The 15,042-nt window shown below is 50.4% G+C and carries 17 protein-coding genes; 4 read left to right on the top strand and 13 right to left on the bottom strand.

Going from position 1 to position 15,042, the window contains the following annotated elements:
* Positions 1 to 189 precede the first annotated feature (189 nt).
* Complete coding sequence (nfuA, locus tag NF683_RS17025) at positions 190 to 801, top strand: Fe-S biogenesis protein NfuA (protein ID WP_038484241.1); 612 nt, start codon at positions 190 to 192, stop codon at positions 799 to 801.
* Between the two features lie 279 nt (positions 802 to 1,080).
* Here the strand turns inward: nfuA and NF683_RS17030 are convergent, their stop codons facing one another.
* Positions 1,081 to 2,115 carry a DNA-binding protein gene (locus NF683_RS17030; RefSeq protein ID WP_253920510.1) on the bottom strand — a complete coding sequence of 345 codons (1,035 nt, stop codon included), beginning with the start codon at positions 2,113 to 2,115 and terminating at the stop codon, positions 1,081 to 1,083.
* Positions 2,116 to 2,317: 202 nt separating this feature from the next.
* Between NF683_RS17030 and NF683_RS17035 the strand changes: the two genes are divergently transcribed.
* Together NF683_RS17035 and NF683_RS17040 are read left to right on the top strand one after the other, a co-directional pair.
* A complete protein-coding gene (locus NF683_RS17035; RefSeq protein ID WP_193084861.1) occupies positions 2,318 to 3,505 on the top strand; it encodes a tyrosine-type recombinase/integrase in 1,188 nt (395 codons plus the stop codon).
* 38 nt (positions 3,506 to 3,543) lie between these two features.
* Complete coding sequence (locus NF683_RS17040; protein ID WP_038484250.1) at positions 3,544 to 3,960, top strand: SufE family protein; 417 nt, start codon at positions 3,544 to 3,546, stop codon at positions 3,958 to 3,960.
* Between the two features lie 26 nt (positions 3,961 to 3,986).
* Here NF683_RS17040 and yidD read toward each other — a convergent pair whose 3' ends face one another.
* The 10 genes from yidD to gorA all read right to left on the bottom strand — a co-directional run bounded on the left by yidD (position 3,987) and on the right by gorA (position 12,975).
* Positions 3,987 to 4,262 (bottom strand): membrane protein insertion efficiency factor YidD, encoded by a 276-nt coding sequence (yidD, locus tag NF683_RS17045; protein ID WP_205739042.1) that lies wholly within the window; start codon positions 4,260 to 4,262, stop codon positions 3,987 to 3,989.
* Positions 4,263 to 4,318: 56 nt separating this feature from the next.
* Complete coding sequence (hisI, locus tag NF683_RS17050; RefSeq protein ID WP_193068431.1) at positions 4,319 to 4,786, bottom strand: phosphoribosyl-AMP cyclohydrolase; 468 nt, start codon at positions 4,784 to 4,786, stop codon at positions 4,319 to 4,321.
* Positions 4,786 to 5,235, bottom strand: a complete 450-nt coding sequence (locus NF683_RS17055) for a transcriptional repressor (RefSeq protein ID WP_038484256.1) — start codon at positions 5,233 to 5,235, stop codon at positions 4,786 to 4,788. Before NF683_RS17055 ends, hisI begins: the two co-directional genes overlap by 1 nt.
* Positions 5,236 to 5,266: 31 nt before the next feature.
* Positions 5,267 to 6,265 (bottom strand): alpha-L-glutamate ligase-like protein, encoded by a 999-nt coding sequence (locus NF683_RS17060; RefSeq protein ID WP_253920511.1) that lies wholly within the window; start codon positions 6,263 to 6,265, stop codon positions 5,267 to 5,269.
* Positions 6,262 to 7,785 (bottom strand): inactive transglutaminase family protein, encoded by a 1,524-nt coding sequence (locus NF683_RS17065; protein ID WP_253921905.1) that lies wholly within the window; start codon positions 7,783 to 7,785, stop codon positions 6,262 to 6,264. Before NF683_RS17065 ends, NF683_RS17060 begins: the two co-directional genes overlap by 4 nt.
* 38 nt (positions 7,786 to 7,823) lie before the next feature.
* Positions 7,824 to 8,663, bottom strand: coding sequence for an ATP-dependent zinc protease family protein (locus NF683_RS17070; RefSeq protein ID WP_253920512.1), 840 nt, complete (start codon positions 8,661 to 8,663; stop codon positions 7,824 to 7,826).
* A 249-nt stretch (positions 8,664 to 8,912) separates the two neighbouring features.
* Positions 8,913 to 9,311 (bottom strand): ectoine synthase, encoded by a 399-nt coding sequence (locus NF683_RS17075; protein ID WP_009724424.1) that lies wholly within the window; start codon positions 9,309 to 9,311, stop codon positions 8,913 to 8,915.
* A gap of 84 nt (positions 9,312 to 9,395) precedes the next feature.
* Positions 9,396 to 10,664, bottom strand: a complete 1,269-nt coding sequence (gene ectB / locus NF683_RS17080) for a diaminobutyrate--2-oxoglutarate transaminase (RefSeq protein WP_089038379.1) — start codon at positions 10,662 to 10,664, stop codon at positions 9,396 to 9,398.
* 114 nt (positions 10,665 to 10,778) lie between these two features.
* On the bottom strand, positions 10,779 to 11,357 hold the full coding sequence (gene ectA, locus NF683_RS17085; RefSeq protein ID WP_030072977.1) for a diaminobutyrate acetyltransferase: 579 nt from the start codon (positions 11,355 to 11,357) through the stop codon (positions 10,779 to 10,781).
* Positions 11,358 to 11,592: 235 nt separating this feature from the next.
* Complete coding sequence (gene gorA / locus NF683_RS17090) at positions 11,593 to 12,975, bottom strand: glutathione-disulfide reductase (protein ID WP_253920513.1); 1,383 nt, start codon at positions 12,973 to 12,975, stop codon at positions 11,593 to 11,595.
* Positions 12,976 to 13,147: 172 nt separating this feature from the next.
* Here gorA and can point away from each other — a divergent pair, with 172 nt between their 5' ends.
* Positions 13,148 to 13,795 carry a carbonate dehydratase gene (can, locus tag NF683_RS17095; protein ID WP_089038381.1) on the top strand — a complete coding sequence of 216 codons (648 nt, stop codon included), beginning with the start codon at positions 13,148 to 13,150 and terminating at the stop codon, positions 13,793 to 13,795.
* 39 nt (positions 13,796 to 13,834) lie between these two features.
* Here can and NF683_RS17100 read toward each other — a convergent pair whose 3' ends face one another.
* Positions 13,835 to 14,329 (bottom strand): c-type cytochrome, encoded by a 495-nt coding sequence (locus NF683_RS17100; RefSeq protein ID WP_253920514.1) that lies wholly within the window; start codon positions 14,327 to 14,329, stop codon positions 13,835 to 13,837.
* Between the two features lie 85 nt (positions 14,330 to 14,414).
* Positions 14,415 to 15,035, bottom strand: a complete 621-nt coding sequence (gene msrA, locus NF683_RS17105) for a peptide-methionine (S)-S-oxide reductase MsrA (protein ID WP_089038383.1) — start codon at positions 15,033 to 15,035, stop codon at positions 14,415 to 14,417.
* Positions 15,036 to 15,042 lie beyond the last annotated feature (7 nt).

The following is a 15,042-nucleotide window of genomic DNA, read 5'->3' on the forward strand; positions in this document are numbered from 1 at the left end:
GGGCAGCAAGTAAGGGCGTGAAGTTATTGCAGTATCTTAATGAGGCGCGCTCATATACATAGGCAATAGCCTACTAAAATAGTCGGGATTGTGCTGGCGAGCAGTTTTGCTTACCATAGGCGTTAATGAAATAGTTATAAATGACATGTGATGTGGCCAAGCCACAACCACGGGAGGATAACATCCCTTATGACCGCGACTATCGAAACAGATACCCAAGGTATTGATATTACTGACAGTGCTCAGGAATATCTTGCTGAACTGTTGGAAAAGCAGAATGTTGAAGGCATTGCTGTACGTATTTTTATCACCCAACCCGGCACGCCTTACGCGGAAACATGTTTAGCCTATTGCCGTCCAGGTGAAGAAGAACCCACTGACGTTAAGCTTGAACTTGAAAAAATTAACGTATTTCTCGATAAAAACAGTTTGGCGTTTTTAGACGAGGCGGTTGTTGATTTTAACGCGGATCGTATGGGCGGCCAGTTAACCATCAAGGCTCCTAACGCGAAAATGCCTAAAGTTAATGCGGACAGCCCGCTGGAAGACCGCATCAACTACACGCTTTACAGCGAGATTAACCCAGGGCTGGCGGCCCACGGTGGTGAAATCAAGCTGGTAGAGCTGACCGAAGACAAGGTGGCGATCCTTGCTTTTGGTGGCGGCTGCCAAGGTTGTGCAGCGGTAGATTTAACGCTTAAAGATGGCGTTGAGAAAACACTGATGGAGCGGATTCCTGAGCTAGCGGGTATCCGTGATGTGACCGATCACACGGATACAACGAACGCTTACTACCGCTAACGCACTGTTGGTGGCACCGTGTTCGCTTCAAAATGCCCAGTAGATCTGCGTAATGCCAGTCAGCCAAGGCTGGCTGGCATTATCCACTAGCCACATACAGCAAAGCGACCACCTTCCAAAGCGTGAACCGCACTGTCATTCCCGAGTGGGGTTATCGGGAATCCACCTTGACCTTGACCTGCAGGAGCCCCAAATTCCAGGTCAACATGGATTCCCGCTAAGGGCCTGCGGGAATGACGAAGGCGGCTCGGTGGGCTGGGCTTTTTTATACGCAATGCATTACTCGTCAGTTGAGGTGCCTTCTTTATCCTGCGAGGAGAGTGTCTCGGGCAGGGCTGTTAATTGCGCCTGAAGGGCTTCCATTCGTTGCCAAAGCTGTTGCTGCCAGTTTTCGTCCTGAAGCGCCGTTTTGTGCTGCTGTTCTAGTGCTTGGTGGGCTTTATCAAGCTCGCTCTGCAGGCTGGAGTGCAGCTCTTGTAGCGATATATTGTTGCGCTCAAGCTCGTCAATACGTTGTTGCAAGCTGCTGTTGTCTAACTGGTAGTGCTGCAACGTGTCTTTTTTGAGCTGAAGCTCTTTCGCCAAGCTGTCTGAGCGCTGCTCGAACTGGAGCAGGCGCTTTTGTAGTGCTTTTTCTTCTTGGGCACGCTCTTGTCTTAGCGTGTCTAGCAACGCCATCAGTTTTCCTTCCGCTGCTTCGTTACGCTGTTCTTCCTGAGCAAGGCGCTGTTCCCAAGCGGCTTGGCGTTGTTGCAGCTCTTCAGTGAAGCGCTCTTTCAGCGCAGCTACGTCATGCTCCGACTGGGTAAGCAACTGCTGGTATCGCTTAGCATCTTGGTTGGCTTGCTCTGCCTGTTGCTGCCACTGATGCTCGTTCGCTTGGCTAGCGGCCAGCTCGCGATTAAGTGCTTCCAAACGCTGTTCTGTATGTCGCAAATGCTCTGCAAGGGCGCTTTCTCGTTGCTGCGCATTGGCTGTTTGCTGAAGTGCTTCGGCAGCTTCCTGCTGGGCGCTCTCTACCTGCCGGTTAGCATCTTCACGATAGTGGACGAGCGCTTGATTGGCGACCTCTTGCGCCTCGCGCCATAGCTCGGTTGCGACGTTAACGATGACCTCTGGGACGCCTTTAGGTGGCGGAACATCGCGATTTTGCTCTCGTTCAATACGCCAATTACGGAAATGCTCACTGATTGTTGTGAAGCTGCCGGTTCCCAGTACTTCCCGAATGCGTTGCACGCTAGGGGTGTCGCCGCGAGCGAGCAGGGTGTCGATGGCTTGCTGAACATCACTGTATTGAATCCCGCTGCGAGCCATGGTGCTTATCCCTGTCAGATTGGTAGCGCTATTTTCGTAGGGTTTGGTTAAAATTACAATAATTACGTAATACATAAAACGTAATATTATTTACATTCATCGCTATAAATTCAAGATTACTGCTATTATCTTGAATTTTAGTGCCGATAGCAGCACACTTAACCCATTGAAAAATAACGCGGTAGATATGGGGAATGTGGCGATGCCCAGAGAGGTCGAAAAACAGCAAAAACACGTACGTGAAGGCCTAGAAAAGGGCAGCTGGCCTGACTTGCTGGCTAAGTCTTCCGTGCCCGTCACCCCAACGCAGCTAATTGATGCTCAAAACGACGTTGAGGCTGTTGCTGCGTGGCTTAGGGAGTACCAAGACAGCCCTCAGACATTGAAAAGTTATCGCCGAGAGGCGGAGCGCCTGCTGCTTTGGCTGTCCAGCCACAACACGTCGTTATGCGATATGAATCGTGAAATGTTGCGCCAGTACGAGGCTTTTTTGGCAGATCCTCAGCCAGCTGAGCAGTGGGTGGGGGCAAGTAAGCCTCGCTATCATGCGCAATGGCGACCTTTTCGTGGTGGGCTTTCGCCAGCAAGCCGGCGGCAAAGTCTGATTATTCTGCAGGGCTTATTTAGCTGGCTAGTGGAAGCAGGGTGGGTACGCCATAACCCATTTGTGCTAATGCGCGACAAGGCTAGGCGGCTGAATAACCAGGCTCAAACCATTGAGCGTTATCTAGAACGAGATCTTTGGGCATGGCTTTGGCAGTGGCTGAATGCGCCAACAGCGCCCGCCAGCGAACGAGAGGCATACGAGCAAGCGCGGCGACGGTTTATATTCAGCTTCGCTTATCTATTAGCACCTCGTATTAGTGAAATGGCTAACGCTCGGATGGATGACTTTCAGGAAAGCGAGGGGCGGTGGTGGTGGGTGGTGGTCGGTAAGGGGAGTAAGCTTGCACGTATTCCGGTGCCCGATGACATGCTTGAGTGTGTGCTCGAATGGCGGGAAGCGCTTGGGTTAGCAGGCCTGCCCAGTTATCACGAACCCGACCCTCTTATCCGTGCGTTAGATAAACGTCGTGGCATTAGCGATAACCAACTTTATCGGCTGATTAAAGGCGTATTTAGCGAGGCGGCTGATGCACTAGAAGCGCAAAATGGTAAGCCTGCCTATGTGAGTGCGCTGCGTCGTGCAACCCCCCACTGGCTGCGGCATACGGCGATTACACATCAAGCGCAATCGGGGGTAAGCCTGCGCTATTTAGCCGAGAGTGCGCGCCATTCTAAACTGGATACGACGAGTCGCTACTTACACACCGAAGATAATGAATGGCACCAAGAGCAGCAGCGTCATCGCTTGAAAACAGCCCCAAAAACGCCTTCTGACCCGTTATAATAGGCATGATATTGAGACACCAACCCAAAGGAAACGCCATGGCAACTTCAGGCGCTGAGCTGGCCCAGCAAGAACTGGTCGAAGAGTTTGAAATATTTGATAACTGGATGGATCGTTATCAATACATTATCGATATGGGGAAGCAACTGCCTGACTTTCCGGAGGAGCAGCGAACTGAAGAGTTTAAGATTCAGGGCTGCCAATCTAACGTGTGGATGTGCCACGAAGGGCAGGGCGACAAGCTTATCTTCAAGGCAACGTCGGATGCGGCCATCGTTTCAGGACTGATTGCGTTGCTGCTGAGAATCTATAGCGATCGCACACCTGATGAGATTAGCCAAACCGAGCCTCACTTCTTGAAAGATTTAGGTTTGGATAAGCACCTATCACCTACCCGCAGTAACGGCTTGCATGCCATGTTGGAGCGTATTTACCAAGTGGCAAAACAGTCTTAATTGTAAACGCGCATTGGAAAGCTTTCTCAGTGATGATGGTCGCACTTTGAGTGCGGCGGCGCCGTTAAGTCCGGGTCTTCACGACACAACTGCTCGCTTCTGCCACCAGGCACGGGATCGATACCACCGGCGCTGCCTGGGTGGCATCGCATAATACGCTTTATCGCCATCCAGCCGCCCTTGAAAGGGCCATGCACTTGAATGGCTTCAACGGTATAGGACGAGCAGCTTGGCCAGAAGCGGCAGCGCGGCCCCAGTAGGGGGCTAATGGTGTATTGATAGACCTTGATACAGCCAATCATGACGATGGCAAGGGCCTTCAAGGCCCAGTGCTTTGCTTGGGATAGCAGCTTTACCACTATTTCTTGCCGTAAAGCGCCGCTGGGTCGATAAGCGGTTCGCTGGTAATCGTCGCACGCTGTTCGTTTACCGATAAGTAAAAACAGCTGCGTCGACCGGTGTGGCAAGCGGGTCCAGTTTGATCGACTTGCAGTAATAGCGTGTCACCATCGCAGTCGAGAGCCGCAGATTTCAGCTGCTGTTGTTGACCCGAGGTTTCACCTTTACGCCAGAGCTTTTTACGCGAGCGTGAATAGTAGCAAACACGCTGCGTTGCTAGCGTTTCTTCAAGTGCCTCGCGGTTCATCCACGCCATCATTAACACCTCACCCGAATCAAACTGCTGCGCAATGGCAGGCAGCAAGCCTTGTTCGTTAAAGTGTACTGCGTCAAGAAGCGCTTCGGTCCCGGGCAACGTATCGGAAGGGCTGGCAGATTCTAGGGCTTTGAATAGGTCGCGCGGGGCTAATTGGTCAAAACGTGACATTACTCGTTACTCGCTGATCGGCAATTTTGGCACAAGCCTTGAAGTTCTATCGTTTGGCGCTCGACGTTAAACCCTTGTCGTTTGGCTAATTCGGCCAGTTGAGCGCTTATTTCATCTAAGTGAAGCTCTTCAACATAGCCACAATGGCGACAAATCAACAGCTGAAACCCATGGGCATGCTCAGGGCAGGCGCAGGCAACGTAAGCGTTTTGTGACTCTATACGATGAACGAGACCTTGCTCGATAAGAAAGTCGAGAGCACGGTAAACCGTGGGAGGTCTTGCTGCGGCATGCTCAGTGGATAGCTGGTCTAACAAGTCATACGCTTTTAGGCCGCCACCATTCTCAGCAATCAGCTCTAATACTCGGCGACGAATAGGTGTAAATCTCACGCCTCGGGTATGGCACTGGGATTCCGCTTGTTGTAATAGCGTATTAGCTTCTGTCATTAGGGCACTCGTTGAACGGGATATGCGTAGTCTACGCCGTCGCCGAAGAAGTGTCAGGCGTTTCTACGAGTTCGCTTTGGCGGGCAAAGTGGTGTTGTGCAAACGCTACCCGTTCCGCGACGGGAACACCGTCAGGCTGCTGCTCGATCAGGTCAAGCCGACGGCGAAGTCCTTCACCGTTGGTCATTTGGATAGCAAGCCCGGGGCGCGCATTAAGCTCAAGCAGCATGGGGCCATGCTTTCTATCTAGCACCATATCGGTGCCAAGATAGCCAAGCCCGGTCATCTCGTAGCAGCCTGCTGCCAGGTGGAGCAGGGTATCCCACTGTGGGACAACCAGACTTGCCAAGTCGTGACCTGTATCGGGATGGCTAAAGCATGGACGATCAAACTGCACTCCACGTAGGGCCGCGCCTGTGGCAATGTTCAGCCCAATACCCACGGCCCCCTGGTGAAGATTGGCCTTGCCATCCGACGCAGCGGTAGAAAGCCGCATCATGGCCATCACGGGATAACCTTTAAACACGATGACTCGAATGTCCGGTACGCCTTCATAGGTATAGGCCATCAGGCTTTCATCGAAATTGATCAGTGTTTCGATAACGGCGACATCCGGTGAGCCGCCTAGCGAATACAGCCCAGAAAGTATGTTCGAAACATGGCGCTCAATATCTTCAATCGACAAACTGACACCGCTTGGCTTGATAAAGATACCCTCTTGTACCTTTTCAATAACAAGTATGCCTTTTCCGCCACTGCCTTTGGCGGGCTTGATCACAAAGCCTGAATGGCCGCTCAGCATCTCACTGATATGCTTGACACCAAACTGAGTCGTTACCGTACCAATGAGCTCTGGCGTTGTGATGCCGTAACGTTGCGCAAGAAGCTTGGTTTTCAGCTTGTCGTCAACAAGCGGATATAAGCGTCGGGAATTATAGCGGCCAATGTAGCGAATATTTCGCCGATTCATGCCGATAATTCCCTTGTCTCTAAGTCGTGTCGGCCACGTCCAGTTCTTTAGCCAGCTCATGAGGATTTCTCTTCATCTATAATTGGCTTAAAGCGGCGTAGCTCCAATAAACGATAGCCCGTGTAATTACCAAGCAACAAGATGAGCGCCATCAGAATGAACTGAACGCCAAGGAAGTTGAAAGTAATGTGGCGAACCCAGGGGTTGTTCATGGCAAGGAACGCTAATACAGCGGTTAAGAGGCTGCCCCCGCCTTGAATCAATACCTGCTTTGGCCCTTCCTCTTCCCAGAGAATCGACATCCGCTCAATCGTCCATGCCAAGATAATCATCGGGAAAAACGTGACGGTTAACCCCGCGCTTAGCCCCATACGATAAGCAATAACAGTGAAAATTGAGATGATTGCTATGACAGTGATGATGACCGCCGAAACCCTCGCCACCAGCAATAGATTGAGGTATGAAAGATAATTACGAATGATCAGGCCCATGGCCACAATCAGCAGGAAGCCAATTAAGCCCGTTAGCAGGGTAGTTTGAATAAATGCTAATGCAATCAGCACCGGCATAAACGTGCCCGACGTTTTTACCCCAACCAGCACGCGCAAAAACACTACTACCAGCGCGCCAATGGGAATCAGCAGAATCGTTTGGAAAAGTGCCTGTTCTTCCAAAGGAAGGCTATGGATAGAGAAGTTGAGTAGCGTGTCATCAGAGTAGTGATTGCGAACCGCCGCAGAAGCCGGTTGGTAATGCGTCAACATTGAAAAGGTGACCCGCGAATTGGTTCCGCCCTGAACCTCTAGCACCGCACGACCACCTGTTTCCCAGAGCAGAAGGTTGTCGGGTTTTCCTTGCTCGCCGGTAGTGGGGTTAAAGAGTGTCCACGTTTCGGCAGATTCGTCGAACACTTGAATCCAACTGCTGAGGGTTTGTCGACGACGACCATCCTCCATCAATAGGCCGCTGACTTCCCTTGCATGAACACCCGCTTGGTTCAACAAACGCACAATCAGTGGCGATGGCTGTTCCTGGGCTAAGAGTAGTCGTGCATTTTCCCCTTGGCGTTCGCCATTAATATCTAAAATCAATTCTCTCGCAAAGGTGGCGTTATTGGCGCTACGTGCCCAAGCACGATCAATTAATTGGCTAGCGGCAGTGTCGTACGGGCTTTCCCAGGGGGGAACAGACGATAATTCTGGTGGCGTTTGTACCGGTGAGCGCGCATCTGGCGAAACCAGCATTTGCACCGAATAGTAAAGCTGCTGGCTGCCAGCGGCATTACGAATAGTCCACTCAGCCTGACGACCTAGCTCATCTGCTTTGTAGGCAAGCCCATAGCCAGAAGACGCGGTGTTTTCGGTCAAAACCCGGTACCCAGCCTGATGTGAAGGCAGCGCTAGATCAACCTGCACAGGGCCGTCCTGGGCATTAAAGTTGATAACAGCTTCGATTTCCCATACTTGGCGCTGTTCGCCGGGTAGCCAGGGGATTTCGAACTGAACATGTCGATGCACACTGGCGGCAATACCAACCAACAGCAGTAGTCCAACGATCAAATAAAACGGCAACCGTGACATCATGATTCCTTTCAGCGAAAAACGGCGGGGGAGAACTGTTACTCTTCAGTATCGTCTTGATCTGCTGCTTCATCTTCAGCGGCTTGATCGGCAGGTTCACCGCCAGGGAATTCTGGACGTTCATAAAGATAGGTTTGAGCAACATCAATGGTGGCAATATCCATCATGAATCGCCGTCCTAACAGCACTGGGTAGTCCAAATGGGTGCGATTATTAAGCGTGAACTCAACGTTTTCGCGGATTGGGCCCAAGGTCATTAACAGTGAGATCACTGGGCGAGACTCTTCACCAGATGCCTGAACAATACGCACCCTACGTACAATTGGCGCTTCGATCCATTCATCACGCACGCGATCTACGACCACGTCATTGTCATTTAGTGCCAACTTAAAGCGCACCCAATTTTCGCCATCACGTTCAAAGCGGGTAATTTCGGATGCTGATAGTGATGACGTGTTGGCTCCAGAATCAACGCGCGCCTTCAAATAAGTGCCAACACTGGGTAAACCAACCCATTCACTGCGGCCCAGCAGTGTTTTGTTGTCTTGAGTGGCATCAACATCGCACTCTTCACGAACAATAACGGGATCTTCACCGCGAGCTTGTAGGCCAGCCACATCTTGGCGCAAATAGCGCAACAGGCTACCGACTTCGCGAACATCAGCTGTTAACGCTCGCTGTTGGCTAAGCTGCTGCTCGTGCAGTCGTGTAGACGCGGATGCACACTGCTGAGCAAGAGAGGTTTCAAGTTCAAGGATGCGGGTGTTAAAAGACGCTTCGCTTAATGGCGGTGGCTCATTCGTTTCTGGCGGTGTCACAGCACAGCCTGCAAACGAAAGCGACAAACCAGCCATTAGACACAATACACCTGAGCGCATAACGTGAGATATCCTTAAACAAGAAGAGCATGAATGATAAGGAGAAGGACATTGTATTGTCCAACTTGATCCGCTGGTTTTGGAACCTTTATTTGCCTAATTTAACATAATATATATTATGCGAACCCGTATGATCTCACAGGCATCAGGTTAAAATCCTAATCATCAATGACAACCCTCATAAAAAACAGCCTGCTTTTTAAGCAGGCTGTTTTGTCATTAGCCAATCCGTAACGCTAACGTTGGGCCTTACTCACCAGCGGGTGCAGCGTATGAGCCGTCTTCCTGGTGTACTTCATTACCGGTAATTGCTGGCGTGAAAACGCATGCGACGGTCATGCCTTTTTCTTTACCGCGTAACAGATGTTCGTCGTGCTGATCCAGCAGATAAATATCGCCTGCTTTGATCGGCCAGATTTTGCCATCGGCTAGGGTTTCTACTTCGCCTTCGCCTTCATAGCAAAACACAGCTTCATAGTGGTTTTTGTAATGAATATGCGTCTCAGTGCCTGGGAAAATACGGGTAATATGAAATGAAAAACCCGCATTATCATTGGCTAGAACAAGACGCGTGCTGTCCCAATTTCCATTCTCGGCGGTGACAAGACGATCTGTTTTACGTGCTTCTTCAAGATTACGAACGATCATAGAATTGCTCCGTTATGAGGCACTTGGTATTAACCGAAGCGGCCCAGTGCTGAATCGATGCTGCAAAATTAGCCTAACTCTACATCACGCTTGGATAACAGCATTGACTGAGGCTTCTAGAATATCCAGCGCTTCCAGCAAGTCCTCATCACTGATGGTCAGCGGGCATAGGCATTTCACTACTTCGCCGTCTTGGCCGCTGGTCTCAATAATAAGGCCGTGCTCAAATGCTTTGCTGGTGATCTTGTCGGCAATATCACCAGAGACAACATCAATACCGCGCATGAGGCCGCGTCCACGTTCAGTGGCAGGCATGCCGTTCTCACTGAGTAAGGCTGCCAGCTTTTGGAAACGTTCTTCAACAATACGCGCTTTGCGCTGAACATCACGCTCAAAAACATCATTTGACCAATATTTTTTGAGCGCAGCCGTGGCGGTCACCATCGCCAGGCTGAAACCACGGAACGTGCCGTTATACTGACCAGGCTTCCATTTATCAAGCTCTGGACGCATCAATACATGGGCAAATGGCAGCCCGAATCCAGAGAGTGATTTTGAGTTCGTCACGATATCAGGCGTGATGCCCGCGTGTTCAAAGCTAAAGAACTTACCCGTGCGGCCACAGCCTGCTTGGATGTCGTCGATGATCAACAGAATATCATGGGCGTGACAGATACTTTCTAAACGCTTGAGCCACTCAAGGCCTGCCACGTTAATACCGCCCTCGCCTTGCACGGTTTCGACAATAACACCTGCCGGTATATCGAGGCCGCCAGATTTGTCGTTAAGTAATTTCTCGAAGTAATCCAGCGTATCCGCATGCTCTCCCATATAACCATCAAAGGGTAAAAAGCTTGCGCCCTGTGTGGGAATGCCACCGGTCGCTTCGCGGAACTTGCGGTTACCCGTGGTTGCCAGTGCTCCCATAGTGACGCCGTGGAAGCCGTTGGTGAAGGTCACAATGTTATGGCGACCTTTAGCAACACGGGCCAAACGGATGGCCGCTTCTACTGCGTTAGTGCCTGTCGGACCAGGCAGATGTACCTTGTAGTCTAAGCCACGCGGTTTGAAGATAACTTCTTCAAGGGTTTCCAGGTAATCACGCTTTGCAGCGGTCCACATATCCAGGCCATGAACAATGCCATCTGTTGACAGATAGTCGATCATTGCTTGTTTGAGGTGTGGGTTATTGTGGCCGTAATTGAGCGTGCCGGCACCGGCTAGGAAATCAATGTACTCACGACCATTCTCGTCCGTTAAACGAGCATTCTGGGCTTTGGTAAACACAACGGGGAATGAGCGCGAATAAGTACGTACGTTAGATTCCATGCGTTCAAGCGTTTGGGTCTGCATTAACGACCTCCTTTTTAAATCATTGAGCCAAGCGTAGGACAAACTGGCGGAAACAGCGGTAACACGTAACCAGCTAGCAAGAACCGCGTATTGGGCAATAGCTGGTCCGTTCCGTTACATGCTGTCTGTTTGAAATGGACCTATACGAACTAGGTTTTCAGGATCATGCTCCCCACCGAGTTGTTCGGTAGAGAAATATTCACGGCTATTTAAAGGGGCTTGCCAGCGTGCAGCTAAGCGGCGAAATAAGCCCCAAGAGGCCTGATTGTCTGGAGTGATCGTCGTTTCCAGGTGATGCACATTATCAAGTTCTGGACGCGACATAATGGCTTCGACTAAGCGGCGCGCCAAGCCTGTGCCACGTGCTTTTTCACCGACGGCAACCTGCCATAGAAAGTAGGTATCCGGCGCGTTGTCTTTCACATAGCCAGATACAAATCCTACTATCTCGCCCTCTTCATTTGTCGCGACCGCACAGGTGTCGCGAAACTGAGTTGCCAACAGTAAATAAGCATAAGCAGAATTAACATCAAGCGGCGGGCAAGCTTTTATCAACTCGTAGACGCCCCAACCATCATCTGCATTCGGCTTGCGAATAAATAACGGAGTAGATGCATGCCCGACCACAGCATCAGCGACTGTTGGGCGTGCAAGGTCTGCAGAAGGGGTAAAAGGTGTTATTGGCGTGCTCATGGTTATGCTTCGCTGTAGCGAATTTGAGCGCCATTATAACAGCTGATTATGAGCAATTCAAAAATCATATTATTCATCCTGTCCTTTTCCATAATTTTTGGTTATCAAAGGCGTCTCTACCTGCAAAAATCAGCTGAAAGAGCCGCTGTATTGGAAGAGTTTAGATCAACCTCACATAGCTGCGAGACAAAAAAGGCGAGCTAATGCTCGCCTTAAAAATGTAAATTTTATGTAATTAATTGCGCGTAGCTGTTCTCATTGTCACAAACTCTTCCGCACCTGTTGGATGGATGCCGATGGTACGATCAAAATCTTCTTTTGTAAGCCCAGCTCTGACCGCAATGGCGATCCCTTGTATTAATTCACCGGCCTCTTCACCGACCATGTGAGCCCCTACGACAACATCTGTCGCGTCATCAACGATTAGCTTCATTAAAGTGCGTTCTTGGCTACCAGACAAGGTGTGTTTCATTGCTTTAAAGTCCGCGCTATAAACGCGAATTTTGCCAATGTTTTCTCTAGCAGCCTCTTCAGATAACCCTACTGTCCCAATATTGGGATGACAAAAAACCGCCGTAGGAATCGTGGCGTAGTCCAGCGGTTTAGGCAGTGTTTCATTGAAGTGGATATCGACTAACTGCATCGCCTCAGCCAGTGCTACGGGCGTCAATTCAGGCCCCTGGGTCAAATCGCCAAGCGCCAAGATCGAAGGGACCGTCGTCTCGTAGCGCGCATTTACTGGGATTTTTCCACTGCTATCAAGATGAATACCCAATGCTTCAAGCCCTAGCCCCTGCGTATTGGCATTACGTCCTGTCGCTGCTAAGACGGCATCTACCTCTTGAACATCACCGTTAGTTAAATACACGTTAAACGCCGAGCCATTGGGTTCAATCCGTTCAATATTGGTATTGAAATGCAGATTGACGCCTTTTTTGCTCATTTCATCGCGGGTAAAAGCTCGAACTTCTTCATCAAACCCTTTTAGAAACAGCTCTCCACGATAAATCAAATGTGTTTCACTACCGAGGCCGTTAAAAATGCTCGCGAATTCGACCGCAATATAGCCGCCTCCCAAAACCAGAAACCGCTCTGGGAAAGCGTCAAGGTCAAATATCTGGTTTGAAGTGACTGTGTATTCACTGCCAGGAAAATCAGGTACCCATGGCCAACCACCTGTCGCTAGCAGTATCTTTTGTGCGGTTACTTGGGAAACACCCTCTTCAGAGGTCAATGAAACACTGTGTGCCCCTGTCACGGTTGCTCTAGCATGAAGCAGTACGACTCCCGCACCCTCTAACATCCGCTGATAAATGCCATTAAGCCGTTTTATTTCACTGGTTTTATTATCGCGTAGCACTGACCACTCAAAGACAGCAGGCCCAGGCAACTGCCATCCAAAGCCTGCGGCATCATCGAAGCTGTCGTGAAAGTGAGCCGCATAGGAGTACAGTTTTTTAGGCACGCAGCCGACATTGACACAGGTGCCGCCCAAGTAACGATCTTCTGCTATAGCAACTCTGGCGCCGCTTGCAGCTGCCATTCGTGCGGCGCGAACACCCCCTGACCCTGCTCCAATTACCAATAAATCGTATTCATATTCCGCGTTATCTGCCATGTGCTATTCCTATCCTGAACCATTGCATGTACTTATCGGTCATGTACTTACCGACAACGGTCGTTAAGCACAAAGATTGACCTTAGATTCTGAGAAGGTTAAAACCCCTCTCTCTGTACCCTAGTTTGCTCTATCTTGAACCTAACAGCTCCTAACCTGTGACGGAGATCCAATGTCTAACGCTATTGAAACACTGCTTGATAATAATCGCGCCTGGGCAGAGCGTATGTGTGAGGAAGATCCTGACTACTTTAAACGCCTTTCCAATCAGCAAAACCCTGATTACCTCTGGATTGGTTGTTCTGACAGTCGTGTGCCTGCTAACCAGATTATTGCCCTTCCGCCAGGCGAAGTTTTTGTCCATCGTAATGTCGCTAACCTGCTCCACCATACCGATATGAACGCACTGTCAGTTGTGCAGTTTGCGGTGGATGTACTTAAGGTCAGTCATATCATGATTGTGGGGCACTACGGTTGTGGTGGCATTAAGGCGGCAGTAACCGGCGGTGAGTGCGGGGTCGTCGATTACTGGCTGCATTCGGTGCGCGAACAGTATAACCATCACCGTAATACGCTTGAACATTTACCAATGGAAGAGCAAATTGACCGCATGTGCGAATTGAATGTAAAAGCTCAAGTTAATAGCTTGTGCCGAACCAAAATTCTGCAACGTGCTTGGCAGAGAGGCCAAGATATTTCAGTGCATGGTTGGGTCTATGGGTTGAGCGACGGCCGTGTAAAAGATCTCAAATGCACCATAACTGGCCTGGAGCAGGTTGAGACCCTTTATCGTATCGACCGCCTTCAACAAAGCGACTGACACCATCTGTGCCTATCGCTCTGATGACATCGATCTCGGTCAGTTATAGCGGTAGGCGCGATGACAGCTTTTACAGCTTAAGCCAACATCAGAAAATGCTCGCGTGGCCGCGCGATAGTCCTCTTGCTCGGTCGCATCGATTAGCGTCGCCACTTTTTGCTCAAGATCCGTAAATCCCGCTGCGAAATCTTCCCACTCTTCCCAGATTTCTGGGCGAGCGTCAGACCCACGCCCATGAGTGCCGACAATAAACGCGGGCAAAAAATGAGCTTGAGTCGCTTGTTCCTGAAGCGTTGCTAACCGCGGCGCGGCTCCGCGTGCATCCTGATTATTCACCAAGTCAAAACGCAGCTGACGCAGAAGGCTTTCTAGCTCTTTCAATTCATCCTGACGCCATATGACCGCTTCTCGCTCACTTGCAAACGGGCTATCTTCAACCGTTTGTGGCGCTGGAACGGCATCTTCAGTAACTTCCTCTGCCATGGTCGGCGTAGTAATTGCAGCAAAGACGACCAGGGCCCAAACCGAAGGCATGAGCCATGAACGTTTTAAAGTATGTGGCATTTTACTGACCTTATTACTGACCTTGTGATGGAGTACTTGGCTCTTCTCACCACGACTAACCGATGGGGCAAGTAACGCCAGTACCTTTGAGCCCGCAGTAACCAGCGGGGTTCTTGTCTAAATACTGCTGATGATAAGCCTCCGCGTAGTAAAAAGTATTCAGCGGCTTGATCTCGGTAGTAATAGTACCTCGGCCAGCCTCATCGAGCGCCTTTTGATAGGCATTGGCACTCTTTTCAGCAGCCATCAACTGAGCAGCCGTTGTTGTGAAAATGGCAGAGCGGTACTGGCTACCCACATCGTTGCCTTGACGATTGCCTTGAGTAGGGTCGTGCTGTTCCCAAAAAATTTGCAACAGCGTAGCCAAGGATGTGGCACTGGGGTCGTATACCACTCGAACTACCTCGGTATGGCCTGTTTGTCCCGTACACGTTTCTTGATAAGTTGGGTTTGGTGTTTCTCCCCCGGCATAACCGGCGGCAGTGACGTAAACTCCCGGCACTTGCCAAAACAGGCGTTCAACGCCCCAAAAGCACCCCATGCCTAACACAATTTCTTCATACCCTGCTGGGAAAGGAGGGTGAAGTGAGTGGCCTGTAACGGTATGTACGCTGCTCGTTTCAATCGGCGTTACGCGGCCAAGTGGTGCTGAATTTGCTTTAGAAAATAGCGTCATAACGCCC

It is taken from the genome of Halomonas sp. MS1 (assembly GCF_024182575.1).
GTDB lineage: Bacteria > Pseudomonadota > Gammaproteobacteria > Pseudomonadales > Halomonadaceae > Vreelandella.

What these genes read in the sequence shown, in the direction of transcription:
- nfuA (WP_038484241.1), top strand. Translation starts at nt 190, where the DNA reads ATGACCGCGACTATCGAAACAGATACCCAAGGTATTGATATTACTGAC.
- NF683_RS17030 (WP_253920510.1), bottom strand. Translation starts at nt 2,115, where the DNA reads ATGGCTCGCAGCGGGATTCAATACAGTGATGTTCAGCAAGCCATCGAC.
- NF683_RS17035 (WP_193084861.1), top strand. Translation starts at nt 2,318, where the DNA reads ATGCCCAGAGAGGTCGAAAAACAGCAAAAACACGTACGTGAAGGCCTA.
- NF683_RS17040 (WP_038484250.1), top strand. Translation starts at nt 3,544, where the DNA reads ATGGCAACTTCAGGCGCTGAGCTGGCCCAGCAAGAACTGGTCGAAGAG.
- yidD (WP_205739042.1), bottom strand. Translation starts at nt 4,262, where the DNA reads ATGATTGGCTGTATCAAGGTCTATCAATACACCATTAGCCCCCTACTG.
- hisI (WP_193068431.1), bottom strand. Translation starts at nt 4,786, where the DNA reads ATGTCACGTTTTGACCAATTAGCCCCGCGCGACCTATTCAAAGCCCTA.
- NF683_RS17055 (WP_038484256.1), bottom strand. Translation starts at nt 5,235, where the DNA reads ATGACAGAAGCTAATACGCTATTACAACAAGCGGAATCCCAGTGCCAT.
- NF683_RS17060 (WP_253920511.1), bottom strand. Translation starts at nt 6,265, where the DNA reads ATGAGCTGGCTAAAGAACTGGACGTGGCCGACACGACTTAGAGACAAG.
- NF683_RS17065 (WP_253921905.1), bottom strand. Translation starts at nt 7,785, where the DNA reads ATGTCACGGTTGCCGTTTTATTTGATCGTTGGACTACTGCTGTTGGTT.
- NF683_RS17070 (WP_253920512.1), bottom strand. Translation starts at nt 8,663, where the DNA reads ATGCGCTCAGGTGTATTGTGTCTAATGGCTGGTTTGTCGCTTTCGTTT.
- NF683_RS17075 (WP_009724424.1), bottom strand. Translation starts at nt 9,311, where the DNA reads ATGATCGTTCGTAATCTTGAAGAAGCACGTAAAACAGATCGTCTTGTC.
- ectB (WP_089038379.1), bottom strand. Translation starts at nt 10,664, where the DNA reads ATGCAGACCCAAACGCTTGAACGCATGGAATCTAACGTACGTACTTAT.
- ectA (WP_030072977.1), bottom strand. Translation starts at nt 11,357, where the DNA reads ATGAGCACGCCAATAACACCTTTTACCCCTTCTGCAGACCTTGCACGC.
- gorA (WP_253920513.1), bottom strand. Translation starts at nt 12,975, where the DNA reads ATGGCAGATAACGCGGAATATGAATACGATTTATTGGTAATTGGAGCA.
- can (WP_089038381.1), top strand. Translation starts at nt 13,148, where the DNA reads ATGTCTAACGCTATTGAAACACTGCTTGATAATAATCGCGCCTGGGCA.
- NF683_RS17100 (WP_253920514.1), bottom strand. Translation starts at nt 14,329, where the DNA reads ATGCCTTCGGTTTGGGCCCTGGTCGTCTTTGCTGCAATTACTACGCCG.
- msrA (WP_089038383.1), bottom strand. Translation starts at nt 15,035, where the DNA reads ATGACGCTATTTTCTAAAGCAAATTCAGCACCACTTGGCCGCGTAACG.